10 protein-coding genes are annotated in these 13,841 nt (G+C 33.7%); 6 read left to right on the top strand and 4 right to left on the bottom strand.

Annotated elements, in window-relative coordinates:
* The first annotated feature begins 7 nt into the window (after positions 1-7).
* The 3 genes from OLM53_RS14800 (at position 8) to nhaA (ending at position 4,090) form a co-directional block, all read left to right on the top strand.
* Positions 8-919, top strand: a complete 912-nt coding sequence (locus tag OLM53_RS14800; protein WP_264521001.1) for a type IX secretion system membrane protein PorP/SprF — start codon at positions 8-10, stop codon at positions 917-919.
* Positions 920-932: 13 nt separating this feature from the next.
* A complete protein-coding gene (locus OLM53_RS14795; RefSeq protein ID WP_264521000.1) occupies positions 933-2,879 on the top strand; it encodes an OmpA family protein in 1,947 nt (648 codons plus the stop codon).
* Between the two features lie 68 nt (positions 2,880-2,947).
* Positions 2,948-4,090 carry a Na+/H+ antiporter NhaA gene (nhaA, locus tag OLM53_RS14790; protein ID WP_264520999.1) on the top strand — a complete coding sequence of 381 codons (1,143 nt, stop codon included), beginning with the start codon at positions 2,948-2,950 and terminating at the stop codon, positions 4,088-4,090.
* Positions 4,091-4,101: 11 nt separating this feature from the next.
* Here nhaA and corA read toward each other — a convergent pair whose 3' ends face one another.
* Positions 4,102-5,172 carry a magnesium/cobalt transporter CorA gene (gene corA, locus OLM53_RS14785; RefSeq protein WP_264520998.1) on the bottom strand — a complete coding sequence of 357 codons (1,071 nt, stop codon included), beginning with the start codon at positions 5,170-5,172 and terminating at the stop codon, positions 4,102-4,104.
* Positions 5,173-5,238: 66 nt separating this feature from the next.
* Here corA and hutI point away from each other — a divergent pair, with 66 nt between their 5' ends.
* A complete protein-coding gene (gene hutI / locus OLM53_RS14780; RefSeq protein WP_264520997.1) occupies positions 5,239-6,477 on the top strand; it encodes an imidazolonepropionase in 1,239 nt (412 codons plus the stop codon).
* A 52-nt stretch (positions 6,478-6,529) separates the two neighbouring features.
* Here hutI and OLM53_RS14775 read toward each other — a convergent pair whose 3' ends face one another.
* A complete protein-coding gene (locus OLM53_RS14775; protein WP_264520996.1) occupies positions 6,530-7,414 on the bottom strand; it encodes a hypothetical protein in 885 nt (294 codons plus the stop codon).
* A 97-nt stretch (positions 7,415-7,511) separates the two neighbouring features.
* Between OLM53_RS14775 and OLM53_RS14770 the strand changes: the two genes are divergently transcribed.
* Together OLM53_RS14770 and OLM53_RS14765 are read left to right on the top strand one after the other, a co-directional pair.
* Positions 7,512-8,552, top strand: a complete 1,041-nt coding sequence (locus tag OLM53_RS14770) for a formimidoylglutamase (protein WP_264520995.1) — start codon at positions 7,512-7,514, stop codon at positions 8,550-8,552.
* 62 nt (positions 8,553-8,614) lie between these two features.
* Positions 8,615-9,865, top strand: coding sequence for a DEAD/DEAH box helicase (locus OLM53_RS14765; protein ID WP_264520994.1), 1,251 nt, complete (start codon positions 8,615-8,617; stop codon positions 9,863-9,865).
* Here the strand turns inward: OLM53_RS14765 and OLM53_RS14760 are convergent.
* Together OLM53_RS14760 and ettA are read right to left on the bottom strand one after the other, a co-directional pair.
* The gene (locus OLM53_RS14760) at positions 9,862-12,066 is read right to left on the bottom strand and encodes a response regulator (RefSeq protein ID WP_264520993.1); all 2,205 of its coding nucleotides are present in this window, start codon (positions 12,064-12,066) and stop codon (positions 9,862-9,864) included. The two genes, OLM53_RS14765 and OLM53_RS14760, sit on opposite strands and share 4 nt — an antisense overlap.
* A gap of 78 nt (positions 12,067-12,144) precedes the next feature.
* Complete coding sequence (ettA, locus tag OLM53_RS14755; protein ID WP_264520992.1) at positions 12,145-13,839, bottom strand: energy-dependent translational throttle protein EttA; 1,695 nt, start codon at positions 13,837-13,839, stop codon at positions 12,145-12,147.
* Between the last annotated feature and the right edge of the window lie 2 nt (positions 13,840-13,841).

Genomic DNA, 13,841 nt, shown 5'->3' with positions numbered 1-13,841 from the left:
AGAAAATATGAGAACAAAAATTTTAATTTTCGCTTTGATGTTAACGTGTTACACTGGTTTTGCTCAACAAGATGCCCAGTTTACCCAATACATGTATAACACCATAAATATTAATCCCGCCTATGCAGGATCGAGAGGAGTAATGAGTATTTTTGGATTGCATCGTACCCAATGGGTAGGTTTAGATGGTGCACCAGTTACCAATGCTTTCTCTCTAAACACCCCAATCAACAATAGTAATTTAGGTATTGGACTTTCATTAGTTAACGATAGAATCGGACCAACAACTGACAACACTATTTCGGCTGATGTATCGTATACCATTCCAATGTCTGAAGATTACAAATTATCGTTTGGTATAAAAGCTTCTGGAAATATGTTTACTTTGGATGCAGATAAATTAGATCCACAACACCTAAATGATCCAAATCTTCAAAATTATAATAGTAAACTTAAACCAAACTTTGGTGCTGGTCTTTATTTACACTCTGAAAAATTGTATTTTGGACTTTCTGTTCCTAACTTTTTACAAGAAACCAAATACAACGACAATGATGTAGCTGTTTTTCAAGAAAGAATGAACTTCTATGCTATTGGAGGATATGTATTTGATTTATCTGAATCAATAAAGTTCAAACCCGCTTTCTTGACTAAGGTAGTAACTGGTGCGCCATTACAAGTAGATGTTTCAGGTAACTTCTTATTCTTTGATAAATTGATGCTTGGAGCTGCTTATCGTTGGGATGCAGCAGTAAGTGGATTAGCAGGTTTTCAAGTAACTGATGGTTTATTTATTGGTTATAGCTATGATACAGAAACAACCCATTTGAGAAAATATAACTCTGGTTCACATGAGATATTTTTAAGATTTGAGTTGTTCAATAAAGTAAGTAAAATGGTATCACCTAGATTCTTCTAATAACAAGACGATTATGAAAAATAAAATTATATACTTAGTACTAATAACTTTAACTTGTGTTAATAGTTATTCACAAACTAGTAAAAAAGAAGTAAAAGGAAATAAGGAGTATGACAAACTTGCTTATATAGATGCTATTAAAACCTATGAGCGTATCTACAGTAAAGGATATAAATCTCCTGACATGTTACTTAAAATAGGTAATGCGTATTATTTCAATGCTGAATTAGAAAAAGCTAACAAATGGTATGACGAACTTTATGCAACTGCTCCAGATCAAGAAGCGGAATTCTTTTATCGTTTTTCTCAAACATTAAAAGCAACCAAAGATTATACCAAGTCTGATGCCATGATGGCAAAGTTTGGTGAAAAAAGCGGTAATGATACTAGAGCAAAATTATTCTCAAAAAACAGAGATTATTTAGCCGAAATCAAAAACAATTCTGGTCGTTACAAAATTGAAAACGCTGGAATAAATACTAAATATTCTGATTATGGGACTGCCTACATGGGCACTAAAGTAATTTTCTCTTCGGCCCGTGATACTGGAAACTTCTCGAAAAGAATCCATACTTGGACAGGACAGTATTTTACCAATCTTTACGGTTCAACTATGTCAGAAGATGGTTCATTAGGAGCTGTTGAGCGATTTGGCAAAAAGATTAATACCAAGTTTCACGAAGATACTCCAGCCTTTACAAAAGATGGAAAAACAGTTTACTTTACAAGAAACAATTACCTTGACGAAAGAGGATTTGATGCTAGCAAAGTAACCCTTTTGAAAATCTATTCTGCTAAAGTAGACAAAGATGGTAATTGGAATAATATAACTGCACTTCCTTTTAACAGTGATAGTTATCAAACAGCGCATCCAGCATTATCTCCAGATGAAAAAACTTTATATTTTGCATCTGATATGCCGGGAACTCATGGTTTATCCGATTTATACAGAGTAAAATTAAATGAGGATGGTAGTTTTGGTACACCAGAAAATCTTGGCGATGCCATAAATACTGCGGGTAGAGAAACTTATCCTTTTGTAAATGACGATAACGAATTATACTTTGCTTCTGATGGTCAACCTGGACTTGGTGGTTTGGATATTTTTATCACCAGACTTCCTAAAGATGGTAGCCTTAATTTCAAACAAGTATTAAACGTAGGTGAAGAAGCCAATAGTCCAAAAGATGATTTTGCTTTAATTATCAATTCAAAATCTAAAAAAGGATTCCTAAGTTCTAATAGAGATGGTGGTCAAGGAAATGATGATATCTATAAGTTTTTAGAAACAAGACCAATTTGGTGTGAACAACTTCTATTTGGAGTGGTTACAGATGCTAAAACTAAAGTGATTCTTCCAAATGCTAAGTTGATTTTATTTGATGAAAAATTCAAACAACTTAAAGAGACTACTTCTGATAAAGATGGAAAATACCAATTCACTGAAGTGGAATGTGGTACAAAATATTATGTAAGAACATCACTTGAAACTTATACTACTAAAGAATCTCCAGTAATTATAGGTAAAACGGATGGTAAAACTGAGTTGAATATTGAACTTGAAAAAACTCAAAAAGAAGTTAAACCAGGTGATGATTTAGCAGATGTATTTGGTATCAACCTAATCTATTTTGATTTAGACAAATGGAATATTCGTCCAGATGCTGCGGTTGATTTAGCTAAAATCTTAGATGTATTACAACAATATCCAACTATGAAAATTGATATTCGCTCTCATACCGATAGCCGTGCTTCTTTTGCATACAATGAAAAATTATCAGAAAGAAGAGCGAAATCGACAAGAGATTGGTTAATCAAAAACGGTATCTCTGCTGATAGATTAACAGCTAAAGGATATGGAGAAACACAACTAGTTAATAAATGTGCTGATGGCGTACAATGTACTGAAGCAGAACACCAACTTAACAGAAGAAGTCAATTCATCATTACGAGTTTGTAACACAACAAACCCTTATGTCATAAAAAGAAAAGCATCCAGAAATGGATGCTTTTTTTTATCTTTGAAGTATGAATATTACAAAGCTTTTTAGTGATTTTTTTGAGAGTGAAAAAGCTGGTGGATTCATTCTTATTGCCTGTACCCTACTTTCTCTTTTTTTAGCAAACTCTGCTTGGAGTGAAAGCTATTTACATCTTTGGCATCAACCTTTAGGAAATCATTCGATAGAACATTGGATAAACGATGGCCTGATGACAATTTTCTTTTTATTGATTGGTTTAGAATTAGAGCGCGAAATCTATGCTGGAGAATTATCTAACCTAAAAAACGCTCTGTTGCCAATTTCTGCAGCTATTGGTGGGATGTTAATTCCTGCCGGAATATATTTATGGATGAATTACGGAACCGTAACCCAATCGGGAGCAGGAATTCCTATGGCGACAGATATTGCTTTTGCTTTGGGAATTTTATCTTTGTTGGGCAATCGGGTTCCCACTTCCCTGAAAGTATTCTTGACAGCCTTAGCTGTTATTGATGACTTAGGGGCCATTCTGATTATTGCTGTCTTTTACACAAAATCCTTAGTCTGGAGCAATTTATTCATCGCCTTAAGTATTTTTACGTTCCTACTTTTATTAAACCGATTAAAAGTTCGCAATCTAATTCCCTATCTAATTGGAGGCATTGCCATGTGGTATTTTATGCTTAACTCAGGTGTTCATGCTACAATTACGGGTGTATTGTTGGCCTTTGCTATTCCGTTTGGAAACGGAAATGAGAATTCAACATCTTATATTTTACAACACTTTTTACACAAACCCGTTGCCTTTATTATTTTGCCTCTTTTTGCTTTAGCAAATACTGCAATTATTTTAAATTCAAACTGGCATTATGCTATGCTCCATCAATATACTTTGGGAATTGCTCTAGGATTATTAATTGGAAAACCATTGGGAATATGGTTATTTAGTTTTCTTTCCGTTAAACTAAAAATAAGTAGCCTTCCAGAAGATTTAAATTGGAAGTCTATTTTAGGAGTAAGTTTTTTAGGTGGCATCGGATTCACCATGTCAATCTTTATCACGCTACTCGCCTTTTCAGATGAAAATCATATCAACAATGCTAAAATCATGATTCTGATTTCGTCATTAATAGCCGGAATCATTGGGTTACTTTATTTAAAAACAACTCTTAAAAAAGATAATTCGTAATTAATAATTTTTTAATACCATTTCTTCTTCTTGAAATAATAAATCATTCCCAAAAGCAATAGGAACATTAATCCTATAATTATAAAATAACCATATTGCCAATGTAATTCGGGCATATTATCAAAATTCATTCCATAAACACCCACAATAAAAGTAAGTGGCATAAAGAAAACGGAAACTACAGTCAGAGTTTTCATCACCTCATTCATCTTATGGTTTTGGGTTGAAAAATAAAAATTGGAAGCACTATCTAACGTTGTCAAATCGTATTCTATTTGTTCCAAAAGTTCCAAACACTTTTGATGTAATCGTTCAAAAAAACTATAATTATTAGTTTCAATAGCATTGAAAACATTATCGTCTTTGATACTTTTAATGGAATATAAAGAATCGCGTAACGGAATGATAGAGCGTTTCAAAAAGTTATAATTATCTCGGTGTTTTTCTATTTGTTCTAAAATTTGTGGATTAGTGCTTGTCTTTGACAAATTGATTAATTCCTCTACCCTGTCCTCTTCATTTTCGATAGTTATGTAAAAATTCTCCATGACCGAATCAAGCAAAAGAAACAGTAAATAATCTGCTTTTTTATCTCTTACAATACCTGAATGCACTCTCATTCGTTCTCGTATGTGAGTAAAAAAATCACTTCTCTTTTCTTGAAACGAAACTAAAATCCCATTCTTCAACAAGAAACTGATTTGTTCAACGTTGATGTTATTCGAATCTTCTTCGGGTAAAAGCGATTTGATATTGAAAAAAAGCGTGTCGTGATATTCATCTAGTTTGGTTCGTTTGGTAGTGTTTAGAATATCGGAGAGCATAAAATTATCCACTCCCAAATAATCTCCAATGCTTTTTATAACCACCGTATCATTTAAACCATGCACATTTAACCAATTGGTTTTATCAAGATTGACGTGTTTATGGATTTCACTAACTTCAAATTCATGAAACTCGGCTAAATCATTGGTGTCATAAACAAACAATTGTATTTCGGTTTGTGTATACTTGTGAACCCCTGTGTATTCTAATAAAGTGGGTTGCACTTTTTTTCCTTTTTTGTATTTAATTTTTCTCACGAATTCTAAATTTGTTTAAATTTAATACTATTTCTTTTTTTAGAACTATTTTTACCAAAAATCATTATGCAAACCTTACTCATCAACATAAAAGAATTATTGCAAGTTAGAGAAGCCAACATAGAAAAAGTCTCTGGTGCTGCCATGGCGGTTTTACCTTCCTTAAAAAATGCTTTTCTTTTAATTGAAAATGATGAGATTGCCGATTTTGGTTTGATGGAAAATTGTCCCAAAATAAAGGCAGACAAGACTATTGATGCCAAAGGAAAAATGATTTTACCTTCATGGTGCGATAGTCATACTCATATTGTTTATGCGGGCAACCGAGAACAAGAATTTGTGGATAGAATTAATGGATTGACTTATGAAGAAATAGCCAATCGTGGTGGAGGTATTTTGAATTCTGCTAAAAAACTAAATGAAACTTCCGAAGAAGAAATTTATAATCAATCCAAGAAAAGATTAGAAGAGGTAATACAACAAGGAACTGGAGCTGTTGAAATTAAATCAGGTTATGGTTTGACTGTGGAAGGCGAATTAAAAATGCTTCGTGTCATCCAAAAATTAGCAAAAAACCATCCAATTACCATTAAAGCTACCTTTCTTGGTGCTCATGCCTTCCCAACTGAATACAAAGAAAATCATGCTGCTTATATCGATTTAATCATCAACGAAATGCTTCCTAAAATTGCCGAAGAAAAATTAGCCGATTATATTGATGCTTTTTGTGAAACGGGTTATTTTTCAGTAGCTGAAACTGAAAGGATAATGCAAGCTGGAGCAAAATATGGTTTACGTTCCAAAATTCATGTGAATCAATTTACTGCTATCAATGGAATTGCAGCTTGTGTCAAACATAAAGCCCTTTCTGTTGATCATTTAGAAATCGTAACGGATGAAGATATTGAAGTTTTAAAAAACTCTGAAACTATGCCAGTAGCTTTACCAAGTTGTTCCTATTTTATTAGTATTCCTTACACTCCTGCCCGAAAAATGATTTCCGCAGGATTACCATTGGCCCTTGCTTCTGATTTTAATCCGGGTACTACTCCTTCAGGAAATATGAATTTTGTGGTGGCTACTGCTTGTATTAAAATGAAAATGACTCCAGAAGAAGCCATTAATGCCGCCACATTAAATGGTGCTTATGCCATGGGGATTTCAGCTACACATGGAAGTATTACTGTTGGCAAAAAAGCCAATCTCATTATTACAAAAGAGCTTAATTCCTTCTATGAATTGCCTTATGCTTTTGGTTCTAATTTGATTGAACAAGTAATTCTTAATGGAGAAAGTATCTCATAAAAAAGCCCCGATACTTCGAGGCTTCCTATTTTATTTCTTTAAAAAGTTTAGTTTATCTTAAAGAGAAACTACTCTTTGATACCAATTCTCCTTTATCAAACACATTGACAAAATAAGTTCCTTTAGCAAAATCCTTTCCAGGTAATTGTTCTGAAACTTCTACCGTTTTATTTTCATATTTAACAGTAGTTGTAAAACTGTACGTTAATGAATTATCTCCAAAAGTCACTGTAGCTTTGTCGCCTAAAACATTGTTTTTAGAATCGATAACTTGAACATAATACGTTTTATCACCTGATTTGGCAATTTTATTTTCAGCAATAGTAAAACTTACTTGAAGCATGTCAGTTCTGCTAGCTTTGTCGGTAGCAATTTGTTTTCCAGAACTTCTCACTTTATAAGAAGCCGTTTTTAAATTGGTAACGGTAAGTTTAGACCCTTTTTCAACAGTCTTAGCTAATTCTTCATTTTGACCCACTAACACTTGGTTATATTTTTTAGAATCTTCTAATACTACTTTGGTGCTATCTAAGTTAGTCGTCAAGTTTTGATTTTGTGTTTTCAAAACTGCAACTTCTTGCATCAAATTCTGCATTTTTTGCTCTAATGATTTGTATTGGGTTTTGTATTTCAAAAGCGTAGCGTTATCTCCTTTGGCTTGCTTTAATTCGGTCATCAATTTTACAACTTTATCTCTTTCTGCGATGAGTTCATCAGACATTGAAGTGTTTTCTGCAATCGCTGCATCGTAAGTCTTTTTCAAATCGGCCAAGTCTTTGAGAACAGATTCTTTCTCAGATTTTACAGAAGTAACAGTAGTTTGCAACGTTTTTGCATCCGACGTTAATTTAAAAATGTAAACTAAACTAATTATCAATAAAACAGCTAATATTCCTATAATAGCTTTTAATTTCGAATGACTGTTTTGATTTTCCATGTGGTGAATTTTTTATTACTCAAATGTAATACTATTTAGTTTTAGTAACGCAGAATAAGCAATTTTATTATATTTTTGATAAAATATTTTTTTTCAAATGGACAAAATAATTCCTTTTTCTATAACCGATTTAGCAAAAGTTACTAATCACAGAAGTGGTGAAGTTAAGTTTGGTGAAAAAATGCTAACCATTCCCAAAGGGGAAGATTATTACGACTATTTGAAAAACTGCGATGCCCAATATGTGTTAATAGGAATCCCAGAAGATGTTGGTATTCGGGCCAATTTTGGTCGGCCTGGCGCTGATTCTGCTTGGGAAAGCGCTATTAAAAGTATAGCCAACATTCAGCACAATCGCTTTTGCAAAGGAAGCCAGATTTTGGTTTTAGGCAAATTGGATATTGCAGAAGAAATGAATGAAGCTAAAGATTTAGATTTTCATACTACCGCCGACAGAAAAAAACTAAGTTCACTTGTTGAACGTATTGACAAGGAAGTCGTACATGTAATTAGTGGTATCATCAAATGTGGTAAAACACCTATTATTATTGGTGGTGGACATAACAATGCTTACGGAAATATTAAAGGAACTGCACTTGGATTAGGAAAACCTATCAACGCTATTAATTTTGATGCCCATTCTGATTTCAGAATTCTGGAAGGAAGACACAGTGGTAATGGATTTTCGTATGCTTATGAAGAAGGCTTTTTGAAGAAATATTTTATTTTTGGGTTACACGAAAATTATACTTCCAAAAATGTGTTGGATAATCTAAAGAAAATAGAAGACCGGGTTACTTATAATACCTATGACGAAATCAAAGTACGCCAACAAAAGAACTTTCAACAAGAACTGATAGTTGCCTCAGAATTTATCAAAAATGATACATATGGGATTGAAATTGATTTAGACTCTATTCCTAATATTGCTAGTAGTGCTATGACTATGAGCGGTTTTTCGGTAGAAGAATTACGTCAGTTTATTTACTTTTTTGGTAATTCTAAAAATGCAGCTTACCTTCACATTTGCGAAGGTGCTCCCGATTTAGGAGAAGAAAAAAACAATCACCTCATCGGAAAACTGATTGGCTATTTGGTTACGGATTTTATCAAGTCGAGACGAGAATTAGTATTCTAATTTGTCCCAAATTTAAAAACCTTATCTTTGCCACGGCTTACGCTTAATTGTAAGCATATTATATGTTATTCGAAGATTTATCATTATCCAAAAGTATTCAAAGAGCCGTCTTTGAAGAAGGATACACCAGCCCCACTCCAATTCAGGAAAAGGCTATCCCATTTATTTTAGCAGGAAAAGATTTAGTAGGTTGTGCTCAGACTGGTACAGGAAAAACGGCAGCTTTTGCTATTCCTATCATACACAATTTGCATCGTATGATTGGGTCATCCAAAAAAACAAAAGAAATTCGTTGTTTAGTGGTGACTCCAACACGTGAATTAGCCGTTCAAATTGGTGAAAGCTTTGATACTTACGGAAAATATACCAACATTCGACAGTTAACTGTTTTTGGTGGTGTTTCTCAAGTGCCGCAAGTAGACCAATTAAAAAAAGGAGTGGATGTATTAATTGCTACTCCAGGAAGATTATTGGACTTACACAAACAAGGTTTTATCAATTTTGACAGCTTGCATTATTTGGTTTTAGACGAATCGGATTTGATGTTGGATATGGGTTTTATCAATGATGTTAGAAAAATTGTGAAATTGGTTCCCTCTAACAGACAAACTTTATTGTTTTCGGCTACCATGCCGATGGCGATTAGAGAACTAGCTGATACGTTTTTAAACAAACCCGAATATGTATCTGTAACACCTGTTTCATCAACCGCTGAAATTATTGAACAGCAAATTTATTTTGTAGATAAAGAAAACAAACGTGGTTTATTATATCATTTGATACGCAATGAAAACCTAAGTAATGTATTGGTTTTTGTTAGAACTAAGCATGGTGCAGACAATGTGGTAAAAGCATTAAAAAAGCATGGTGTAAATGCAGAAGCTATTCATGGCGACAAATCTCAAACGGCGCGTCAACGAGTTTTAGATAATTTCAAAAGCAAAGAAATTTCGGTTTTGGTAGCTACAGATATTGCAGCTCGTGGTATTGACATTGAAAGTTTGCCTTATGTAATCAATTTTGATTTGCCTAATATTCCTGAGACTTATGTTCACCGTATTGGTCGGACCGGTCGTGCAGGTAATGGTGGGATTTCGATTTCGTTTTGCGGAAGAGATGAAGAACCGTATTGGAAAGATATTTTGAAATTGATTAAAGTCAATGTCAAAACAATGAAAGACCATCCGTTTCCTTGGAAAGAAGGAGAACCTAATCCGGATGCTAAACCTGATTTGAGAAATAAAAAGAAACCCGAAGGAACTAATTCTAGGAAATCGGAAGCTTCTAAGAAAAATAAAAAACGCTGGTATTAATCAGCGTTTTCTTTGTTTTTAACTTGGTTATGAATCACTTGAAACAACTTTGAAGGCTCAAATGGTTTGACCATTATATCGTTCATTCCCGCCGAAATTGCTTCTTCCATTACTTCTTGTTTGTCAAAAGCCGTAAGAGCAATAATCGGAATTTTGATGCCTTTCTCTCTAATTTTTCGGGTGGTTTCAAAACCGTTGATTAAAGGCATATTGATATCCATCAAGATCAAATCAAAAACTTCCCTTTCAATGGCCACCATTGCAGCGTAACCATCATCTACTATAGTGCAAGTCATATTACTGCCTTGTATAATCTTTTTAGTGACTACTTGATTGATTTTATTGTCTTCTACCACTAGAATGTTGTATAAACCTGTAGTAGATAAATCGACTTCAATATTATTGATGATTTCAATTGATTTTTCTTCATCAAATTCAAATCCGATAGTAAAGGAAAAAGTAGTTCCAACGTTTTCTTCACTTTCTAAATGAATTTCACTATCAAATAATTTCACTAAACTCGATACAATTGACAATCCTAATCCGGTTCCTTGATAATCTTCTTCTTTACGTTCTATTTGAACAAATTTGTCGAAGATTTTACTTTGATGCTCTTTAGCAATTCCGATTCCAGTATCTTTGATTTTAAATTCGATAAAATAAACTTTTCCTTCCACTTTTTTCAAATCGGCAATGATAGAAACCTCTCCGTTTTTGGTGAACTTCAACGCATTACTTACTAGATTCATAATGATTTGAGACAATCGTAATTTATCTCCAATTAAAAATTCGGGAATAGCAGTATCGATTTCTAGTGTAAGTTTATCGTTGTTTTTATCTGCAATGTATTCTACAGAGTTTTTGATTAAGGTGATTTCATCTGTTATGTTAAAAATCAAATTCTCTAGTACAATTCGCTTTTCCTCAATTTTATTGATTTGAAGAATATCGTTTACGAGCGACAATAAATATTTTGCCGAAAATTTCAATGATCTCAAATGTGGGCTGTTGCCGAGTTCTTTGTGTTCGTCTAAAATAATATTAGTAATTCCGATAACCCCATACAAAGGCGTTCTCAATTCGTGTGTAATAGTTGATACAAATTGCGATTTGAGTTGAGAGGCTTCTTCGGCTTTTTCTTTGGCAATTAGGAGTTCTTCGTTGGCTTTCTTTAATTCGAGATTTGCTTGTTCTCTTAGTTTTATGTTTTTATAAAGTGTCAATAAAAATAGCAACAAGACAATCAGAATAACTATAAAGAGTATTACCACTAACTTAGATTCTTTAAGGCTTTTTCTGTGAGTCTGATTTATCTTTTCAATTCGTTCTAGTTGAATTTTATATTCATCTAGTTCAATTTGCTGTGCAGCTTTTTGAATATTATTGAGCTTGTCTTTAGAATAAACTATTTTGCTAAGTGAATCTAACTTTGCCTTGTATGCCTGTGCTTTTTGAGGCTCATTGAAATGTTTATGATGTCTAACTAGATTTTCGTATATATTGATTAGAAACGAATCAAACTTATTTTTTTTGGCAATTTTTTCAGCAATGGAATAATATCTTTCAGCTTCTGCTTTTTGATCTCTATTGGTGGTGTAAATACCCATTAACAGATTCATTGACATCTTTGAATCTTCTGATCCGTTTAGCAAGATATTCTCTTTGATGTCTTTCACATAATAATTGCCTTCATCAAACTTATCAATAGAAAAGTAAGCGCTGGCAATATTAACTCGGGTATAATTTATTTCAGTGGTGTCCTTAATTATAGTAGCATAGTACAAAGCCTTTTTATAATAACCAATTCCTTTATTGACGTCAATTTCGTTGAAATAATAGGCGCTTCCTAGATTGCCATAAATCCAATTATAAAGTTTATCCTTGTTGGCTTTTTTTGCATAAGTGAGTGCTTTTTCATAAAACTCGATAGCTTTTTTAGCATCAGAACATTCGTTGTAAATAACCCCAATAGTATTGTAGGATTGTGCTATATAGGAATCATCATTAATCGCAAAAGAATTAATTAATGCCGTTTTTGAAGATTGCAAAGCTTTATCAAATTTCGCATCGTTAAAATCGGCTACAGCTTGATTAAGTAATCTCTCTATCTCATCTTGCTCTGTTTTAAAATCTTGTGCAATGACATTCGAAACAAAGAAAAATAAAAACAATAGTAAACGGATGGATTTGGCTTTAATCATAGGGTCAGTTCATCTTTCAAATATAATTTTTTTATTCAAAAAAAAATCTCGTTTAAACGAGATTTTCAATGTATTGAATTAATTTCTAATTAATTTACGATATTTTATTCGTTTTGGTGTTGCATCTACTCCTAAGCGTTTTCTTTTGTTCTCTTCATATTCCGAGAAACCACCTTCAAAATAGTATACTTCAGAGTTTCCTTCAAAAGCTAAAATGTGAGTGCAAATTCTATCCAAGAACCATCTGTCGTGGCTAATTACAACAGCACAACCCGCAAAGTTCTCTAAACCTTCTTCTAAAGCTCGTAGCGTATTAATATCCAAATCATTGGTTGGTTCATCCAATAACAAAACGTTTCCTTCTTCTTTTAAAGTCATAGCTAGGTGTAAGCGGTTTCTTTCTCCACCAGATAATGCGGCGACTTTTTTGTTTTGATCGCTTCCTCCAAAATTAAATCGGGACAAATAGGCTCTTGAGTTTACTTGTCTTCCGCCCATCATGATTAATTCTTGTCCGTCACAGAAATTCTCCCAGATGGATTTGTTAGGATCAATATTCGAATGTGATTGGTCAACATAAGCAATTTTAACAGTTTCCCCGATTTTGAATTCACCACCATCCGGTTTTTCTTCTCCCATAATCATACGGAAAATAGTCGATTTACCAGCTCCATTAGGGCCAATAATTCCCACGATTCCAGCTTGTGGTAAAGTGAAATTTAAGTTGTCGTATAATAACTTTTCTCCAAAAGCCTTAGCTACTCCTTTCGCTTCGATGACATTAGTTCCTAATCTTGGTCCGTTAGGGATGTAAATTTCTAACTTTTCGTCTAGTTCTTTTTGGTCTTCGTTTAAGAGTTTGTCATAGTTTTGCAAACGTGCTTTTTGTTTGGTTTGTCTTCCTTTAGCACCTTGACGAACCCAGTCCAACTCACGTTCTAACGTTTTTCTACGTTTGGAAGCGACTTTTTCTTCTTGTTCCATACGTTTTGATTTTTGGTCTAGCCAAGAAGAATAATTCCCTTTCCACGGAATACCTTCTCCTCTATCCAATTCTAAAATCCAACCTGCTACATTATCTAAGAAATATCTATCGTGCGTTACGGCAATTACGGTTCCTGAATATTGTGCCAAATGTTGCTCTAACCAAAGTACACTTTCTGCATCTAAGTGGTTGGTTGGCTCATCCAATAACAATACATCTGGTTGTTGCAAAAGCAAACGACACAAAGCCACACGACGTTTTTCACCACCTGACAATACGCTGATTGGCATATCACCTTCAGGAGTTCGAAGAGCATCCATGGCTACTTCTAATTTATTGTCAATTTCCCAAGCACCGCAAGCATCAATACGGTCTTGCAATTGCGCTTGACGGTCCATCAGTTTGTCCATCTTATCCGCATCTTCATACACTTCTGGCAAACCAAACATATCGTTGATTTTATTGAACTCGTCTAAAAGTGCCATCGTTTCAGCAACTCCTTCTTTTACGATTTCAATAACGGTTTTGGTCTCGTCTAGTTGTGGTTCTTGCTCTAAGTAACCTACTGTATATCCTGGTTGAAAAACTACGTCTCCTTGGTAGTTTTTATCTACTCCAGCAATAATTTTTAACAAAGAAGATTTTCCTGAACCGTTTAGTCCGAGGATTCCAATTTTCGCTCCGTAGAAGAAACTTAAATATATATTTTTTAAAACTTGCTTATCACTTCCTTGGTACGATTTGCTCAATCGTTGCATGGAGAAAATTACTTTCTTATCGTCAGACATTT

The sequence above is a fragment of the Flavobacterium sp. N1994 genome, assembly GCF_025947145.1.
GTDB lineage: Bacteria > Bacteroidota > Bacteroidia > Flavobacteriales > Flavobacteriaceae > Flavobacterium.
This window is presented reverse-complemented; position numbering and strand designations above follow the sequence as displayed.

Excerpts from the sequence above, each read along its gene's own strand:
- OLM53_RS14800 (WP_264521001.1), top strand. The coding sequence starts at position 8 with ATGAGAACAAAAATTTTAATTTTCGCTTTGATGTTAACGTGTTACACT.
- OLM53_RS14795 (WP_264521000.1), top strand. The coding sequence starts at position 933 with ATGAAAAATAAAATTATATACTTAGTACTAATAACTTTAACTTGTGTT.
- nhaA (WP_264520999.1), top strand. The coding sequence starts at position 2,948 with ATGAATATTACAAAGCTTTTTAGTGATTTTTTTGAGAGTGAAAAAGCT.
- hutI (WP_264520997.1), top strand. The coding sequence starts at position 5,239 with ATGCAAACCTTACTCATCAACATAAAAGAATTATTGCAAGTTAGAGAA.
- OLM53_RS14775 (WP_264520996.1), bottom strand. The coding sequence starts at position 7,414 with ATGGAAAATCAAAACAGTCATTCGAAATTAAAAGCTATTATAGGAATA.
- OLM53_RS14770 (WP_264520995.1), top strand. The coding sequence starts at position 7,512 with ATGGACAAAATAATTCCTTTTTCTATAACCGATTTAGCAAAAGTTACT.
- OLM53_RS14765 (WP_264520994.1), top strand. The coding sequence starts at position 8,615 with ATGTTATTCGAAGATTTATCATTATCCAAAAGTATTCAAAGAGCCGTC.
- OLM53_RS14760 (WP_264520993.1), bottom strand. The coding sequence starts at position 12,066 with ATGATTAAAGCCAAATCCATCCGTTTACTATTGTTTTTATTTTTCTTT.
- ettA (WP_264520992.1), bottom strand. The coding sequence starts at position 13,839 with ATGTCTGACGATAAGAAAGTAATTTTCTCCATGCAACGATTGAGCAAA.